Origin of the sequence: Larkinella bovis (genome assembly GCF_042655385.1) — a bacterium.
GTDB classification, from domain to species: Bacteria; Bacteroidota; Bacteroidia; order Cytophagales; family Spirosomataceae; genus Larkinella; species Larkinella bovis.
Genome location: NZ_JBHSMA010000001.1, coordinates 18360 through 35248, shown reverse-complemented (window position 1 = coordinate 35248; position 16889 = coordinate 18360). Strand labels below are relative to the sequence as shown.

At 55.6% G+C, this 16889-nt stretch carries 10 protein-coding genes; 3 read left to right on the top strand and 7 right to left on the bottom strand.

Features of this window, described 5'->3' with window-relative positions; genetic code table 11:
• Positions 1-373: 373 nt before the first annotated feature.
• The 4 genes from ACFPMF_RS00115 to ACFPMF_RS00100 form a co-directional block, all read right to left on the bottom strand.
• Positions 374-2869, bottom strand: coding sequence for a tetratricopeptide repeat-containing sensor histidine kinase (locus ACFPMF_RS00115; protein WP_379840378.1), 2496 nt, complete (start codon positions 2867-2869; stop codon positions 374-376).
• 197 nt (positions 2870-3066) lie between these two features.
• Positions 3067-5181: a tetratricopeptide repeat-containing sensor histidine kinase gene (locus ACFPMF_RS00110; RefSeq protein WP_379840377.1), complete on the bottom strand. Its 2115-nt coding sequence runs from the start codon at positions 5179-5181 to the stop codon at positions 3067-3069.
• A 246-nt stretch (positions 5182-5427) separates the two neighbouring features.
• A complete protein-coding gene (locus tag ACFPMF_RS00105; protein WP_379840375.1) occupies positions 5428-6660 on the bottom strand; it encodes a PQQ-dependent sugar dehydrogenase in 1233 nt (410 codons plus the stop codon).
• 58 nt (positions 6661-6718) lie between these two features.
• Positions 6719-6859, bottom strand: coding sequence for a hypothetical protein (locus ACFPMF_RS00100; protein ID WP_379840374.1), 141 nt, complete (start codon positions 6857-6859; stop codon positions 6719-6721).
• 125 nt (positions 6860-6984) lie between these two features.
• Here ACFPMF_RS00100 and treY point away from each other — a divergent pair, with 125 nt between their 5' ends.
• Complete coding sequence (treY, locus tag ACFPMF_RS00095; RefSeq protein ID WP_379840373.1) at positions 6985-9702, top strand: malto-oligosyltrehalose synthase; 2718 nt, start codon at positions 6985-6987, stop codon at positions 9700-9702.
• Here the strand turns inward: treY and ACFPMF_RS00090 are convergent.
• Positions 9699-11438, bottom strand: a complete 1740-nt coding sequence (locus ACFPMF_RS00090) for an alpha-amylase family protein (RefSeq protein WP_379840372.1) — start codon at positions 11436-11438, stop codon at positions 9699-9701. The two genes, treY and ACFPMF_RS00090, sit on opposite strands and share 4 nt — an antisense overlap.
• 175 nt (positions 11439-11613) lie before the next feature.
• Between ACFPMF_RS00090 and ACFPMF_RS00085 the strand changes: the two genes are divergently transcribed.
• Both ACFPMF_RS00085 and ACFPMF_RS00080 read left to right on the top strand, forming a co-directional pair.
• A complete protein-coding gene (locus ACFPMF_RS00085; RefSeq protein ID WP_379840371.1) occupies positions 11614-12303 on the top strand; it encodes a DUF421 domain-containing protein in 690 nt (229 codons plus the stop codon).
• 9 nt (positions 12304-12312) lie between these two features.
• Positions 12313-13002 carry a DUF421 domain-containing protein gene (locus ACFPMF_RS00080; protein WP_379840370.1) on the top strand — a complete coding sequence of 230 codons (690 nt, stop codon included), beginning with the start codon at positions 12313-12315 and terminating at the stop codon, positions 13000-13002.
• 20 nt (positions 13003-13022) lie between these two features.
• On the opposite strand, the gene treZ is transcribed toward ACFPMF_RS00080, so the two are convergent.
• Positions 13023-14879: a malto-oligosyltrehalose trehalohydrolase gene (gene treZ / locus ACFPMF_RS00075; RefSeq protein WP_379840369.1), complete on the bottom strand. Its 1857-nt coding sequence runs from the start codon at positions 14877-14879 to the stop codon at positions 13023-13025.
• Positions 14876-16486: an alpha-amylase family glycosyl hydrolase gene (locus ACFPMF_RS00070; protein ID WP_379840368.1), complete on the bottom strand. Its 1611-nt coding sequence runs from the start codon at positions 16484-16486 to the stop codon at positions 14876-14878. Before ACFPMF_RS00070 ends, treZ begins: the two co-directional genes overlap by 4 nt.
• Between the last annotated feature and the right edge of the window lie 403 nt (positions 16487-16889).

Here is a 16889-nt window from a genome sequence, read left to right as displayed (position 1 = left end):
GGGCGGCCAAGAAAGTTGAACCTGCTGGAAGAAAAACCAAACATCCGTACGTCAGCCTTCTCTCAATTAATGTTCCAGTTGCAGCGCCCGGCTGGGCATCCGAAACGGATTCAGGACCGCCCCGCGAATCCCCGGACACCCGGATCAGGCAACCCTCTTCTACCCTTTAAATAACTACCTAGAAAACAACCCTTTATCAATGCAAAACCAATCTGATCGGGCAAAACCGCTCCGGCTCATCCGTGGGGATAAGCCGGATTTCCAGGCCCTAAATCGCCCGAATTGATTGCAACCGACAGCGGCCTGCCTCCAATCCGATGGAGTCTCCAAGAAAAAACTCCATTCTCATGGAGTCTGTCGGTTCTTTTTGCCTTTATAAGATGGGAAAAACTAACTGGATCGACAGGCCGGCATGGCTGGCAACGTGCAGTTCTCCGCCTAATTGCTGGCTAAAACCGTGCATCAACGTCATACCAAGAGACCGGCTTTGCCCGGGATCGTAGCCCACCGGCAAGCCCACGCCGTCGTCACAAATCCGGAGTTCACACGCCCGGTCAGGCAACAGACGCAGGGCCAGCATCAACCGGCCCGTTCGCCCCTGCGGAAAGGCATATTTGAGCGCATTGGTAATGGCTTCGTTGATAATTAACCCCAGGGGAACCGCCTGGGTTACCTCCAGCTCGACCGGCTCGACGTCCAGCTGGAAATGGATATTCTGGGGCAGGTTGTAAGCATCGTTTAAATACGTGACCACCTCCTGAATATACGGGAGCATATCAATCCGGGCCACCTGTTCGGCCTGGTAGAGCTTCTGGTGAATCATCGCCATCGCCTGTACGCGGTGCTGACTCTCCTGAATGGCCGATAGGGCGACATTGTCCGTTAAATAACTGGCCTGGGCGTTGAGCAGGCTCATCACGACCTGTAAGTTATTTTTCACCCGGTGGTGAATTTCTTTTAAGATCCATTCCCGCTCCTGAAGCAGCGTATCTTTTTCTTCCAGGAGTTTATCTTTTTCCAGCAGCAAATCCTCTTTATCACAGATTAGCTGGTCTTTCTCCCGGAGAACCTGTTGAAGATGGTCGTTTTTCTGGTTGATCTGGTCCTGCTGGCGCTGAAGTTGCGCGTTACTGCGTTGCTTAAGCCGATACCGGTTGAAACCCAGCCCCAGCAGGGCCACCAGCAGGGCGGTTCCGCCAATCAGGGCGTTGCGCTGGTTTTGCTGGGCCTTACTTTGCTCGGTAAGCAGGGCAATGTCTTTTTCCCTGAGTTTGAGTTCATCTTCCTTTTTGCCGGTTTCGTATTGAATGCTCAACTGGGCAATCTGTTTGCTTTTCTTTTCGTTAAAAATCGAATCATTCAGGGCTTTGTATTGCTGATAATGGTGGATGGCGGTCAGGTAGTTGCCCTGGGCCGAGTCCACTTTAAACCGCATCAGGTGAATTTCGATCTGGTGGCTGGGAATGATCTTTTTTTCGGAAGCCGCCTGTAGCAGCCGCTTTACATACGGGTCTGCCTTGGCGAATTGCCCATTGGCTACGTAAAACTGGCTGATGCGCTGCCAGGCCGTATACTGGAACTGTAAGGCGACATGCTGGCTCCAGGCAACGCTTTCCAGGTAATACTGTTCGGCCCGTTTGTATTGCCTGATGGCATGATAACACGATCCGAAACTCTGGGCCAGCAGCATTTTATCTTCGTAGGTAAGGGGCAGATTTTTTTGCGTTAAATCCCCCAGCAGATAAAGGGCTTCCCCAGTTTTCCCCTGTTTCAAGAGCGTAATGACCAGTCGGCTAATAAGCCCCATTTGAATAAACAGCCTGCCTTTCTGGCGGCTCACCGTCAGTGATTTCCGGTGATAGGCGATGCTTTTGTCAAATTGCCCCAGTTCATAGTAGGCGTTTCCGAGTCTGAAATAAGCATAGTCCAGCTCCTGACGTCTCCCCCGGCTTTCGACCTCTTTGACGACTTGCAGAATATAAAATAGCTTCTGATTCAGATCGCCTTTCGCCTGGCTTAAATCGGACAGGAAGTAGTTGGCATTGGAAAGGTAGCCATATTCCCCCTCGGCATTATAAACGCTTTCCTTCGCCAATTCCTGGCAAGCCTGGCTCAGGGCCAGAAAGCCCACTTTATTTTGAATGGCCAGCACTTCCAGGGCTTTGCTTTCGGCCCGCCGGACATCGCCCCCATCCAACTGAAAATGCTCGTACCCCATTTCCATCAGAATAAGCATCTCCAGCGGTTTATCCCCGATTTGACGCGCCAGGGCCAGCGCCCGAACCAGCGCATTCATATTTTCGCGGCAATCACTGCAATAGGTAGTGGTTACCATCCGCAATAAGGTTCTGATTTCGCCGACCTTATCGCCGGCTTTCTGCCGGGCCGTAAGAACCTGCTGAAAAGAATCCCTGCCGCGCTCCCACTCATTATCAAGCAGATAGCCTATCCCAATTAAACACTGGCTTTCTTCCTGCCATTTTTGATGACCAATCCGCTGGCTGAGTGCTTCTGCCTGTCGAAAGAATAAAATCGCACTGTCGCGGTTGGCGGGCCGGGTATAGGTGGGCCGCAGTTTGCTCTTGCCCAGTTCCAGCAAAAGCTGAATCCGGTTGGTATCGCTCAGGCTTTTCAGCAGCCGCCGACCGGTTTCTGTTTGTTGTTTCCGGGTATACACTTTGCCCATGAGCAGGACCGCATCGTCTACGCCTTTGGCAAACCCGGCTTGCCGACTGAGTTGCTCGGCCTGCCGGGCCAGCACAAGGGCGCTGTCCAGATCATGAATTGGATTCAGGGTTTTGCCGAGGTAAAACGTACTTAACGCCAGCAACACGCGCACCCGCTCGGGCGACGACCTGGTGACTTTCAAAACGTTAAGAAGTCGATCGACATCCGTCCCGGAGGCTGGCTGCGCTACGATCCTAACCGCCGGCAAGCTTAACCAACCAAGCCATAAAAGGAAACGAAACGATCCAAGGCGGTGCATATGGCGTATGAACGGTCAAAGGACAACGGGATTTCACAAAACCAACTAGTTGCCGGGAGCACGTTGCCTTGTGAAAAAGCTCAGGCTACCCCGGACAGCGGAGCTTCGATCGGCACGTCAATCGAAACCGTCGTTCCCAATCCGGGTGCACTTTCAAAGCGGCATTTTCCACCCAGCGAGTCCACCCTGGAATGAATATTTCGAAGGCCAATTCCGGCAGATGCCACGTCGAGCTGCATCCCGACGCCATTATCACCGACCACCAATTGCACCCTTGTCGGGGTTTGGGTTAGAGTCAGCAAGACCCGGTTTGCCTGCGAATGCTTGAGAATATTGTTCACCAATTCAAGGGTCACATGATACAGTTCAAATTCGATTCTGGCATCGACCCGTTTTTCGTACCCATCGGTTTCCAGCCGGAATTCCATCGACGGATTGAAGTTGAGCTGCGTCATTAATTTCTGCAGGGCGGCCCCTAATCCCTGGGTCTGTAGCTCCGAAGGAAGCAGATTGTGGGAAATCTGCCGAACATCCGCGTAGACATCTTCCAGCATCTGAATGGAACCGGCATGAATTTTCTGATCTTTTTCACTATGCGTTGACAGATCCCAGGCTTCCAGACGCCAGCGCAGGGCCGCCAGTTTGGTATTCAGGTTATCATGCAATTCGGTGGCAACCCGCTTTCGTTCAATATGTTGCCCCTTGAAAAGTGCTTCCTCAATTTCCCGGTTTTTAGTCGTTAACTCCCGGTTTTTACGGGTCAGCGTTCGGTTTGACCAGAGAATAACCCCGGCTAGTAGCAGGGCCAGGGCCGCCACCGCCATCAGCCAGTTGCGCCCCATCGTGAGTTTCTGGTTTTCCAGGGCTTGCAAACGCAATTGGTGTTGTTGTTTTTGCTGATCAAATTCATACTTCATGGCGGAAGCCGTCGCTTTTTGGACCGATTCCCTGTTCAGGAGCGAATCCGATGCGGCTTTGTATTTTTTATAATGCAGCAATGCCCGGCCCGTGGCCCCCAGGGCTTCGTAGGATTCCGCCAGCATGTAGTGGTATTCGGCCGCTTCGGCCAACAAAGGCGGATCGGATTCTTCGGCCCACTCCAGCCCTTTCGTCGCCCCGGCAATGACGTGTTTGTATTGTTTCTCCGCCAGCGAGATTTTTGCGTCATTCACCTGAATGATATGATCCAGAAACTCTTCCGAATCAACGACATCCTGAAACAATTTATCGCCTAATCGATTGAATTTCCGGGCATTCGCATACTCCTTGCGCTTGATGTATACCCTCGCCATTCTGGCGTACGATTTAGGCAGCCAGTAAGCCGCCCCGGTCGCTTTGTGGATTGCGACTGCTTGTTCCAGCGCTTTCAGGGCCTGGTCATACTTGCCTTGTTTTTCAAAGATTTCCGCCCGCTGGTTGAGCAGGAAAGCTTCCAGAACCTTGTCGTTTCGTTTTTTGGCGATGGGGTCGGCGGCATCAAAAACCGCCAGGGCTTCCTGGTGCAGATTCAGCGCTTCATAGGCAACCCCTAAATTGGGCAGCGTGGACCGAAGGGCTGCGATATCGTTTACTTCTTCCTGAAGCTTTCTGGCTTTCAGAAAAAATTCGATCGCCTTGCTATATTCACCGCTGCGCGAAAACCGCTGGGCCTGTTCGTTATAAACCGTACCCTGCCAGGACTTATCACCCAGGGCGACGAAAATCGCCAGCGCTTTTTCAACCAACGGCCCGATTTCCTTTTGCCGGGTAAGGTTGGTTTCCAGAAGCTGGGCTTTTCGAATGTAGGCAATCCCTTCCATGTGCCGGTCTTTCAGCTGGGCTGCAATCCGCAGTGTCGTATCAATCTGCGCAAAGCCGGCCTGAAAATCGACCATTCGATCCGCTTCAATCCGGGCCAGGTGCAACCGGGCCTTTCCCTCCTCTTTGAATAACCCCCGCTTGTGGGCCAGCCGGACCGCCTGGGTACAATGGTGGGTGGCCAGGGAATCTTCGCCACTGAGCCAGTAGGCAAACCCCAGTTCATACAGCGTAGCTACCCGTTGCGAATCGGGGAGCACCTTCGTGAGTTGTTTTTGCAGGGAATCTATTTTTTGTGCCTGCAGGGAGAGACTCAGGCCAAGTAAAAACAGCAACAGGCCATTTCTGACACGGCTACTCAGTCGGCGAGACGTTAGCGGAAGGAAATGATTGGGCATCAGTCCGTAAGGATTCCTTAAGTAGTTTTTTCGGTTAAGATTCGGAACGATAAGTATACGTAAAAAGTGTACGTAAAAAACAGAAGCCGGTGTAAAAAACTTCGTGTTTTATCCGTAGAATACCATAAAAAAACCGGCCTGCGAAGCCGGTTTTTAACGGGTCATCCCGTCCTTAAAAAAGCCTGTTTACGCGGATTAGCTGGAACATTGGCCCCGCCAATGACGCAGGGGCCGGAACGGCCCGGATCAGGGCTGGTAACTGACCCGATAGATCACCCCGTTGTTATCATCCGTAAATAAAAGCGAGCCGTCCGGAAGCGTTGCTATGCCGACCGGCCGCCCGAACTGCGCCCGGTTATTGTTTACCAGAAAACCGGTCACAAAATCATCCATGCGGGTGGGCTTGCCCCCGTCGAAATGAATCCGAACCACTTTATAGCCCGATGGCTGCGTCCGGTTCCACGACCCGCGCATGGTGGCAAAAGCGTCGTTCCGGTATTCGCCCGGAAAACTGCCGGATGTGCCCGTGTTGGTATAAAACACCAGCCCCATGGGGGCCGCGTGGGCTTCGTACGAAAAAGCGGGCAGGGTGGTTTTGGCCAGAATCTGGGCGTAGGTGGTATCGCCCATCGGCCGGGGATGCGGGTTGTAATTCCCATCCCCGTAAATGTACGGCCAGCCGTAAAACGCGCCCGGTTTGAGCTGGTTGAGTTCTTCCTTCTGCTGTTCATCACCGAGCCAGTCGATGCCGTGGTCCAGGCCCCAGAGTTCGCCGGTTTGGGGATGCCAGTCAAAACCGATCGTGTTGCGAAGCCCGCTCGCGTAGATCGTCCGACCGCTGCCGTCGGCGTTGGCGCGCAAAATGGTCGCATTTTCGGCATTGGGCTCGGCGCAGGCATTGCAGGTACTGCCCACGGTCAGGTACATCATACCATCCGGACCAAAATCGATGGTGCGGTTGGGGTGCTGGCCCCCGTCGGGCAGGTTGCTGATCAGCAATTGCGGGGTGCCCAGCGTACCGTCGCCGTTCAGGTCGGCGCGGTATACTTCCTTCACCGCTACCAGGTACATTTTGCCATCGTGGATCGTAATGCCGTGAACCGCTTTGATGGTGGCGACGACCTCCTTCTGGTCGGCTTTTCCGTCGCCGTTGGTGTCGCGCAGCAGCGTCACCGTGCCCGCTTCCCGGCTGGTTACGTACACGTTCCCGGAGGCACTGACCGCCAGCATTCGCGGTTTTCCGAGCTGATCGGCGAATTTGGCGATTCGAAAACCGGCCGGCACCTTCAGCTGGGCGATCCGTTCGTCGGTGGCATCGACGAGCGCCGGTTCAAAAACGTTCCCCTGGATACTGGCCGACGTCGGTTCTTTGTTGGTTTCGGGAATTTGGGCATCAATCTGATGGTCTTTGGTGCAGGCACTGACCGCGGCTATGGCCAGCAGGCCCGCCAGGAGAGTTGTCGGGTGAAGGTTTTTCATGTGGATGGACGAAAGGTATACTGCTGGCCCGGTTTCGGTCCGGTGAATGATTCCTTCATCAATAAAACCGGGTCAGCGATGACGGTTGATCCCTACTAACCCGGCGCGCCGGGAAAGGTTGGGTGCCCGCCCGTTCGATGAGGCAACGGTCTTCCGGCGCGCCCCCCCGGACGACCCGCAATCGGGGCCATTCGCTCATTCAGCGCAAATCGGGTAAACTTTTCGGGTTTGATTGCGCTTTGCAACTAGTAACAAAACCATCGAAAATCCACACCGGAGGGTCATTTCGCCCGCACGGGTTAACCGGCCAATCCGTTTTCTTGTATGAATAATCCCGTTTCCAGTTACCGCATTCAGTTTCATGCCGAATTTCCATTCCGTGCTTTCGAAAAAATAATCCCTTACCTGGACCAGCTGGGCGTCGGTACCCTCTACGCTTCGCCGGTTTTTGCCTCCGTGCCCGGTAGTCAGCATGGCTACGACGGGGTACATCCGCACCGCATTGATCCCGAAATCGGGACCGAAAAACAACTGCTTGCGCTTCGGAAACGCCTGCAAAAAAGAGGAATCGGCTGGTTGCAGGATATCGTCCCCAACCACATGGCCTTCCACCCCGAAAATGCCTGGCTGATGGATGTGCTGGAAAAGGGGCCGCTCTCGCGCTTTGCCTCTTTTTTTGATACGGCCTGGACCAGTTCGCTTTTCCACGGGCGACTGATGGTTCCATTCCTGGGTGCTTCGCTGGAAGAAGTCATCCAAAACCGGGAACTGACCGTTGCCTACCGGGCGGACCGGCTGGTTCTGACTTACGGCCAGGCGGTTTATCCCCTGCACCTTCGCTCCTACGGAACGGTTCTGGGAAGTAACACGGCCCCGGTCGCCATTCAACACCTGCTGGACCAGATCCGACCAATCCAGCAGTTGGAGGAGCCGCACGCCTATGCCCTGGCTATGGATGAATTTCGGCAGCAACTGGCTGCCTTGCAGCACGACGACACGGTGAAAGCCTACCTCCGGACCCGCCTGAAAGCGATCAACCACCAACCGGAAGAACTGCGAAAACTGGCGGATGAGCAGGTCTACCGCCTGGAGTACCACCAGAAAACGGACCAGCGCATCAATTTCCGGCGTTTTTTTACGGTCAGCGAATTGATCGGACTCAATATGCAGGATGACCAGGTTTTCACGGCTTTTCACGAGCGCATCAAACAGTTTGTGGATGAGCAGGTGTTCGACGGCCTGCGGATCGACCATATCGACGGTTTGTACGACCCCAGTCAATACCTTGACCAGTTACGCCAGCTGGTGGGAGAATCAACCTACCTGGTTGTTGAAAAAATTCTGGAAGAACACGAGACAATCCCCCCAGCCTGGCCCATTCAGGGAACCAGTGGCTACGATTTTCTGGCGCAGGTCAACAACCTGCTCACCTACGCGGGCAGCAAAGCGGTTTTTACCGACTTCTACCAGCAACTGGTCAGCGACACAACGCCGATTTCCCAGCAAATTCTCGACAAAAAAGCGCTGATTCTTCAGCAACACATGCAGGGCGAGTTGACCAATCTCTACCAGCTTTTCCTGGAACTGAATCTGGTGGAGGAGAACGAACGAACGGCTCTGTCGCCCGAAAGCCTGCGGGAAGCGATTGGTACCTTTCTGGTCTATTGCCCGGTCTACCGGTTTTATGGCAACCAGTTTCCCCTGAACCCCTCCGAAGCCAAAGCCGTCGGGGCGGTTTTTCGGCAGGTCCGGGAAACACAACCGGCCCTGTCAGCGGCCATTCGCTTGCTGGAAAAGACATTGCTCGAAAAGACGCAGCAGGACGACGAGTCGTATAACCGCCGGGTGGCCCGGTTTTACCGGCGCTGCATGCAACTGACGGGGCCGCTCCGGGCGAAAGGCGTGGAAGATACCCTTATGTATACGTATAACCGGTTTATCGGACATAACGAAGTGGGCGATTCACCCGCGGCTTTTGGAATGTCGGCGAACGATTTTCACCGGGCTATGCAGCACCGCCAGGAGCACAGCCCGCTGGCACTCAATGCCACTTCCACCCACGACACCAAACGGGGGGAAGATGTGCGCACCCGGCTGAACGTGCTGAGCGACTTACCCGAACTATGGTTCAAAACCGTGCGGGAATGGCAGTCAATCAACGCCAGCCTGACGGCCAACGGCCCGGATGCCAACGACGAGTATTTTATTTATCAGACTCTGGTGGGGGCGTATCCGATGCCCGGAACAGACGCTGCCGGTTTTAACGACCGGATGCAGCAGTACCTGGAAAAAGCCCTGCGGGAAGCCAAACGGCATTCCCAGTGGAACAGCCCCAATGCCGACTACGAGAATGCGGCCCACACGTTCGTGACCCGACTACTGGACCCCAAACAACCGTTCTGGAAATCCTTTCAGGCTTTTTTGCGAAAAATTGCGGATTTCGGAATCATCAATTCCCTGACCCAGCTGACCTTGAAAGCTACCTGCCCCGGCGTACCGGATGTCTACCAGGGGTGCGAACTATGGGACTTCAGTCTGGTCGATCCCGACAACCGCCGGCCCGTCGATTACGACCAGCGCCAGCAGTGGCTGGACGACCTTATTCAGACACCCCTCAGCCCGACGGAACTCCAGCGCGAGCTCTGGCAACAACGCGCCGACGGCCGAATCAAGCTTTGGTTAACGCATACCCTGTTGAACGAACGGAAACAACAACCTGAACTTTTTGCCCACGGCCGCTACGAACCCCTGCGCGTCGAAGGCGCCAGCAAAGACCACATTCTGGCGTTTGCCCGCCAGCACCAGCGGTCGGTCCTGGTTGTCATTGTACCCCGAAACCTGGCGCTCCTCTGCGAAAAGCAGCAGCACAGCCTCAGCACACTGGACTGGAAAGATACCCGCATCTGTTTACCAGCGGAAACACAGGGTAACTGGACGAATGTACTGTTGAAAACCGGCCAGGAATTTCAGGGAGAGATTCGGGTCCGGGATGTTTTTAAAACCCTGCCGATTGCCGTCCTGCGGTTTTCCGAACCGGTTTAATGGCTCAGCTGATACCAGTTGTATTCATACCCGCCCAACTGGATGGCATGTTTCCCATCGGACTCGACCCGGGTTTCGGCTTTCTCGAGCAGGCTGACCAGTTTTTGGCCCGCTTTGGTGCCGGCATTCAGCCGAAACTGCTGGGCATCCCGACTGAAATTATGCAGCATCAGCAGCGATCGGCCCTGCCAGTCATACCGGATGGCCAGCACATTCGGCGAGCCGGTCGTCAGCAGTTGCCATTCGCCCCAGCCTATTTCGGGACAACTCTTCCGCAACCGGGCTAGGCTCCGCACCCGGTTCAGCAGGGAAGCCGAGTCGGCAAGCTGGGCGGCCACATTCACGCGGTCGTACCCAAAGGCGCCCTGATGAATGACGGGCCGCACGGTTTTGGCCGCCGTTGAAAAACCGCCGTTGGGTGCGTTCGTCCATTGCATCGGTGTCCGGACCGATTCCCGCTCGTTCAGAAGCAGGTCATCGCCCATGCCGATTTCTTCGCCGTAGCGGATCACCGGCGTTCCCGGCAGTGAAAACAAAAGGCTGTACGCCAGATCGATCAGGTGCCGATCGCCCAGCATCGGGGCCAGCCGCCGGCGAATGCCCCGGTCGTAGAGTTGCATCGTGGTGTCGGGGCCGAAGCGTTCATACACCTTGTTGCGTTCCGTTTCACTCAGCCGCCCCAGATCAATTTCGTCATGATTGCGCAGAAACTGAGCCCACTGGGCCGTCGGCGGAATGTCTTTCGTATCCTCCAGTGCCTTCGCCAGCCCCTCGACTTCCCCGGTGGCCAGGGCGTAAAAGAGGTGCTGGTTGGCAAAGAAATTAAACATCGTCTGCATTCCCTGCCCATCTTTGCCGAAATACGGTTCCTGCTCTTTCGGGTCCACATTGGCTTCCCCCAGCACAATGGCGTCGCTTTTGTGCCACTGAATAAACTGGTGCAGTTGCGCAATCATATCGAACTGATGCTTCGGCTTGTCGGGATCGAAATCCGGATTGGCAACCTCGATCAGAAACGGAACGGCATCGAGCCGAAAACCGGCAATGCCTTTATTGAGCCAGTAGCGCACGATTTTCCGCATTTCGCGCTGAACCGCCGGATTTTGCATGTTCAGGTCGGGCTGAAAATCATAAAACCGGTGGTAATAATAGGCCCCCGCCTGCGGATTAAACGTCCAGACGGTTTTCTGGACGCCGGGAAAAACCATGCCCCGGTCGTGTTTAGCGGGTAATTCCTTCGACCAGACGTACCAGGACCGATAAGGCGAAGCCGGATTGCGGATGGCCTGCTGAAACCAGGGATGCTGGTCGGAGGTGTGGTTGGTCACCAGGTCCATCATGACCCGGATGTTGCGCCGACCCGCCTGCCGCATGAATTCGTCAAAATCCGCTTCGGTACCCAGGTTCCGATCAATGCCGTAGAAATCCGCCACGTCGTAGCCATCGTCGCGGTTGGGCGTAGGCTGGAACGGCGCCAGCCAGATGGCATCGACGCCCAGGTTTTTCAGGTAATCGAGTTGCTGGGTCAGGCCCTTGAAATCGCCAAACCCGTTGCCATCGGTGTCTTTGAACACCTCAACATCCACGCTATAAATGAGGCTGTTTTTATACCAGAGTTCTTCAATAAAATCGGTTGGAACCGGAGCAGGGGGTGTTTCTTCGGAGTCGGTTTCGACCCGTTGCGATTGGCAGGCGATGAACAGGCTCAGGCCCAGGAGTAGCAGCTGTTTTTTCATAAACCGGGAGGTTCGTCATAATCATAGCGATTAAGGGGTAACTCAACCGGGCCTGCACCGTCTAAATTTTCGCCATTTCCCGATTCACTGGGCCCAAACCAGCACATTGCCTCAATTCTTTCCCTTTTTTCCCGGAAAGACAAATCCCTGATGCGTATCAAAAAGTTTAGCCAGTATGAAGAAGGAAGCGATTGGGTTTGGGGATTGGCAACGAATTCTGATCGGGAATGCACCGTCCGAATTTCTGGTGGAAGTCCTCATTCGGACCCTGCTGATTTATTGCCTGCTGATCGTGGTTTTGCGGTTTTTGGGGAAACGCATGAACGGGCAGCTGACCAACCTGGAGATGTCCGTCATGCTCACGCTGGGAGCCATTGTCTCCCCGGCCATGCAGCTTCCCGACCGGGGCGTCCTGTCCGGTGTGGTGGCCCTTTTATGCGCCCTGACGTTTCTTCAGGTCACGAACCTGCTGGGTTTCAGGAGCCGGAAAGTGGAACATATTGTTCAGGGAACCGAAACGCTGCTGATCAAAGACGGTATTATTCAACTGGACGCGATGGCTAAAAACCGGCTTTCGCACCAGCAGGTGTATTCGGCCCTGCGGGACAGCAAGGTTTATAACCTGAGCAAAGTTAAACGGATGTACCTGGAAGCCTACGGCATGTTCAGCGTTTTTCCGGATCAAAAAGACCGGCCCGGGCTATCGGTGCTCCCACCCGATGACGATGAAATCCACACCCTTCACCGGCCAACGGAAGAACCGACCGTGGCCTGTACCAATTGCGGCCTGACGGCTCCGAAATCCACCGGCAACCAGCCCTGCCCGAGTTGCCAGGCGAATCAATGGACCAAGGCGGTTTTGTAACCTACCTTCATGGAAAAAGACGCCATTCATTTATACGACTGGGAACGCATCCTGCTGGGCGAGGTGCCCGGTTTTTTTTACCTGGAAATCCTGCTGCGGGTCGCTGCGGTTTACCTGATTCTGGTGGGTTCCATGCGGCTGATGGGTCGGCGAATGGCCTCCCAGCTCAGCCGCAACGAAATGGCCGCCCTGATTTCCCTCGCAGCCGCCATTGGGGTGCCCATTCTGGACCCCAGCCGGGGCCTGCTGCCTGCCGTTATCATCGCACTGGTGGTGATTTTCGTGCAACGCCTGATTTCGTACTGGGCCGCCCGGAACGAGAAATTTGAAGGCATTTCGCAGGATATTGCCACCACGCTGGTGGCGAACTCCGTCCTGCAGCTCGAAAACATGAGAAGCGCCCGCATGACGCGGGAGTTGTTGTTTGCCCAGTTGCGCTCAAGCGGAATCTTGCAGTTGGGAAGTGTCAAGCGACTCTATATGGAGGCCAATGGCGCGTTCACGCTCATCCAGCACCCGGAGACGCAACCGGGGTTGTCCATTTTGCCCGAGTGGGATTCCGATTTTATTGCCCAGCAGACCGTGGTCACGGATCGGTACGTGTGTTACTGGTGCGGCCAGACCCAACCCGCCGGAACCGGCGATTCGGCCCCGTGCCCCCATTGCCAGAAGCAGGAATGGGTACAGGCTATCCGCTGACCCATCCGGACGACGTAGTGTCACAGGCCCCCGGAGACACCCCGGTAAACCGTTACGCTGACGGGCGGCAACCGGAGTAGCTGGCCGGGGCCAGGTTCAGCGGGTAAAACCGCCGGGGCACTTTCGGCCGTTTCCAGCCACTGCGGTTCCTTCGAGTCCAGGCATTTTTGCCAGCCTGAAATCCAGTCGGGCAGCGGATAAGCCACTTCCTCTTCGGAGAGATTGAATAACGCCAGCAGGTGATTTACCCCAGCCGGGTCCTGCCGGTGAAGCACCAAACCGGCCGATCCCAGCACCGTTACCTGGAGTCCGTTCTTGGCGACATGTTGCAAAACCGCTTCGGTCCGGCGGAGGCCGATCAGGGTCCGGTGCCAGTTCAGCATGATCCGGTGTTTCCCCGCCGTACGGTTTTCCCAGCGCAATTTTGAATCCATAAATGTGCTTTCCGCAAACGGATCGAGGTGTTCGTCATCGGCGTTAAAAGCCGCAAATTCCGCTTTCCTTCCTTCCTTGACAGCCCGGATCAGGTCTTTCTCGGAATGATCGGCGAAGTAAAAAAACGGCGCATCCTCCCCGTATTCCTCGCCCATGAAAATCAGGGGTACATACGGCGACAGCATGACCGCGGCAGCCGCCACCTTAAGACGCTCAAAATCAACCAGCACCGACAAGCGTTCCCCGCCAATCCGGTTGCCCACCTGGTCGTGGTTGAGGTTGAACACCACGAAGCGATCGCCCGGAATACCGGCCGACGACGCCCCGAATTTCCGCTTCCGAAATGCGGTGTATTCTCCACTCATGACAAAGCCGTCGGTGTAGGCTTTGGCCAGTTGTTCCATCCGGCCAAAGTCGCCATACCGGCTTTTCCCTGCTTTATCGAGCAGCACATACAGCGCATGGTGAAAATCGTCGAGCCACTGCGCGTCAAAGCCAAAACCGCCCAGTTCGGGGCTTCGGAGCACTTTCGGATCATTCAGATCGGACTCGGCGAGCAGGTGCAGCGGACGGCCCAGGCGGTGCTCCAGGCGTTTGACGTTCTCGTGAATCAATGCCCAGATCGAAACCGCTCCCCCATCGAAAACCGCATGAATGGCATCGAAGCGAAGACCGTCGATGTGGTAGTGTTCGAACCAGTGCAGCGGGTTCTGGGAAAAATAATCCCGGACACCGTCGGCCCATTCGCCGTCGAAATTAATGGCGTTCCCCCAGGGCGTTTGGTATCGGTCGGTAAAATACGGGCCAAACTGGCTGAAATAATTGCCTTCGGGTCCCAGGTGGTTGTACACCACGTCCAGAAAAACCGCAATACCCCGGGCGTGGCAGGCATCGACCAGCTTTTTCAGTCCTTCGGGACCGCCGTAGGAATGCTGCACCGAATAGAGATAGACGCCATCGTAACCCCAGTTCCGGGTGCCGGGAAACTGGGCAACGGGCATGATTTCCAGCGCATTGATCCCGGTTTCGACCAGCGCATCCAGCCGCGGAATGATGGCTTCGAACGTGCCTTCCGGCGTGAACGTGCCAACATGCAGTTCGTACAGAACCAGGTCGCCGAACGGCAACCCCCGCCAGGTTGCATCCTGCCAGGCATACGCCGAATGATCGACCACTTCCGACGGTCCATGAACACCTTCCGGCTGAAAATAAGACGCTGGGTCAGGATAATCCCGTTCGTCGTCCGGTCTGAAAAAATAGCGATCGCCGGGCCGGACGCCTTCGACGGTGACGCTGAAATAGCCGTCATTGTCCTTCGCCATGGGCACCATCCGGTCCACGGGGTGAACGAGGTGTATGGTCATGCGTTTTTTTTTCGGTGCCCAGACCGTAAAGACTACCGTCTCCGGTCCGGAAAAACCGGCTCCAAGGTTCTTTGTCATTCATTCAATCGAATTACGAACCCCTCGTCACCGCTCAGTTGAATGGACTCGCCAACGGACTGCCCTTCCCGTTCGGGGTAGGTTGCCACTTCGACGATGCCCTTGAGCGAAGGGTCTTTTGCTTTAAAATAGGCGGGGCGGTGACTCAGGTTCAGAATAATAAGGTACCGGGGATGACCTTCGGCCTGCCGAATGAAAGCAACCAGTTGGGTATCGGCCAAAACCGGTATATAGTCGCCCACCATCAGCGAAGGTTCCCGTTGCCGCAGGGCAATGAGTCGTCGGTGCAGCGCCAGCATGGAATACGGATCGCCCTGCTGCGCCTGCACATTTTCCCGGGAGAACTGGTCGGCCAGCCGCAGCCAGGGTTTTCCAGTCGTAAAACCGGCATTCGGGCCATTATCCCACTGCATGGGCGTGCGGGCCGGATCGCGGCTGAGGTTTTTATCGGGCATGTTCAGCCCCTGCGGGTCCTGCACTTCCTCAAACGGAATGGGAACGTCCCGCATGCCAATCTCATCGCCATAATAAACGGTTGGCGTTCCCCGGAGCGTCAGCAATAACATGGCCGCGACCCGGGCCTGTTCCCGGCCCACCCGGCTCGTAATCCGGGGCTGGTCGTGGTTGCCAAGCACCCAGTTAGGCCAGCCGCCAGCGGGCAGAACGCCCTCGTACAGGTCGATGGCAGCCGCAATTTGCCGGGCGTCCCACGGCAGGAGCAATAACTGGAAGTTAAACGGCAGGTGGGCCCCTTTGCCATCGATGCCGTAATAGGCCACGAGCTGGTGAATGGGCAGGTAAATTTCCCCGATCATCAGCCGCTCCTCGTAGGCATCCAGCACCTTCCGCATGTCGAGCACCAGGTCATGCACCTCGGGCTGGTCGGTCGAATACACCGGCAGCAACTGCTCGTAGGTGGCCATGTGGGGCTGGTAGTCCGGATTGACGGGATTGTCGCGGAGTTGCTCATCCTTGATCATGTGCCACATTACATCCACCCGAAAACCGTCGACCCCCAGATCGAGCCAGAACCGCATTACGTCGAACATGGCCTGCCGGACCTCCGGATTGCGCCAATTCAGATCGGGCTGCTCTTTCAGGAAAGCATGGTAATAATACTGCCCGGTGGCTTCATCCCATTCCCAGCCGCTGCCCCCGAACACGCTGAGCCAGTTATTGGGGGCAGCGCCATCCGGCAGCGGGTCGTGCCAGAGGTACCAGTCCCGTTTCGGATTCTCGCGCGACGAGCGCGATTCCAGAAACCAGGGATGCTGATCGGAGGTATGGTTGGGGACCAGATCCAGAATCAGTTTCATACCCCGCTGGTGCACCGCTTCCAGCAGGGCCGTAAAGTCGTTGAAGGTTCCGAACAGCGGGTGAATGCCCCGGTAGTCCGAAATATCATAGCCAAAATCAGCCATGGGCGACGGATAGATGGGCGACAGCCAGACCGCCGTTACCCCCAGGTCCTTCAGGTAATCCAGCCGACTGAGAATGCCCCGCAGGTCGCCGATGCCATCGCCATTACTATCCTGGAACGACCGGGGGTAAATCTGGTAAATCACTCCCTCCTGCCACCAGAGGTGTTTGTGTGGGCCTTTTAACATATGCCAATCGTACGCTTAAACGCCTTGAATGGATGATTTTGGGGGCGGGTTTACTGCCCCGTAGCATCCGCATTTTTCTATAACCAGCCAGACGCTTGTTTAGGCGGCTACGCAGGGTATATCTGAGCGAGCGGCCTCGTAAATACGGTTTTTCTAAACCGGTTTTTCCCAAAACCGCCCGGTGGCGCACACGTTTGGGCCCGTGGACGGCGATCGGCAGCGGGGCGACTCGCTGATGTTTTTACTAGCTGGAAAATGATTACCCCTGGCTTCCCCAAAAGCCGTATTCGGCGGAGGACCGTTTCCTAACTTGAACGGTTCCTGAGCAGACATACCCCATCCGAAGTGGGTTAAAGAAAGTATGATCATTTCCCAACAACGAATCAGAACCTGTAGGTTGCCA

Coding starts and splice junctions, on each gene's coding strand:
- ACFPMF_RS00110 (WP_379840377.1), bottom strand. CDS start 5,181: ATGCCCAATCATTTCCTTCCGCTAACGTCTCGCCGACTGAGTAGCCGT.
- ACFPMF_RS00105 (WP_379840375.1), bottom strand. CDS start 6,660: ATGAAAAACCTTCACCCGACAACTCTCCTGGCGGGCCTGCTGGCCATA.
- ACFPMF_RS00100 (WP_379840374.1), bottom strand. CDS start 6,859: ATGAGCGAATGGCCCCGATTGCGGGTCGTCCGGGGGGGCGCGCCGGAA.
- treY (WP_379840373.1), top strand. CDS start 6,985: ATGAATAATCCCGTTTCCAGTTACCGCATTCAGTTTCATGCCGAATTT.
- ACFPMF_RS00090 (WP_379840372.1), bottom strand. CDS start 11,438: ATGAAAAAACAGCTGCTACTCCTGGGCCTGAGCCTGTTCATCGCCTGC.
- ACFPMF_RS00085 (WP_379840371.1), top strand. CDS start 11,614: ATGAAGAAGGAAGCGATTGGGTTTGGGGATTGGCAACGAATTCTGATC.
- ACFPMF_RS00080 (WP_379840370.1), top strand. CDS start 12,313: ATGGAAAAAGACGCCATTCATTTATACGACTGGGAACGCATCCTGCTG.
- treZ (WP_379840369.1), bottom strand. CDS start 14,879: ATGACAAAGAACCTTGGAGCCGGTTTTTCCGGACCGGAGACGGTAGTC.
- ACFPMF_RS00070 (WP_379840368.1), bottom strand. CDS start 16,486: ATGTTAAAAGGCCCACACAAACACCTCTGGTGGCAGGAGGGAGTGATT.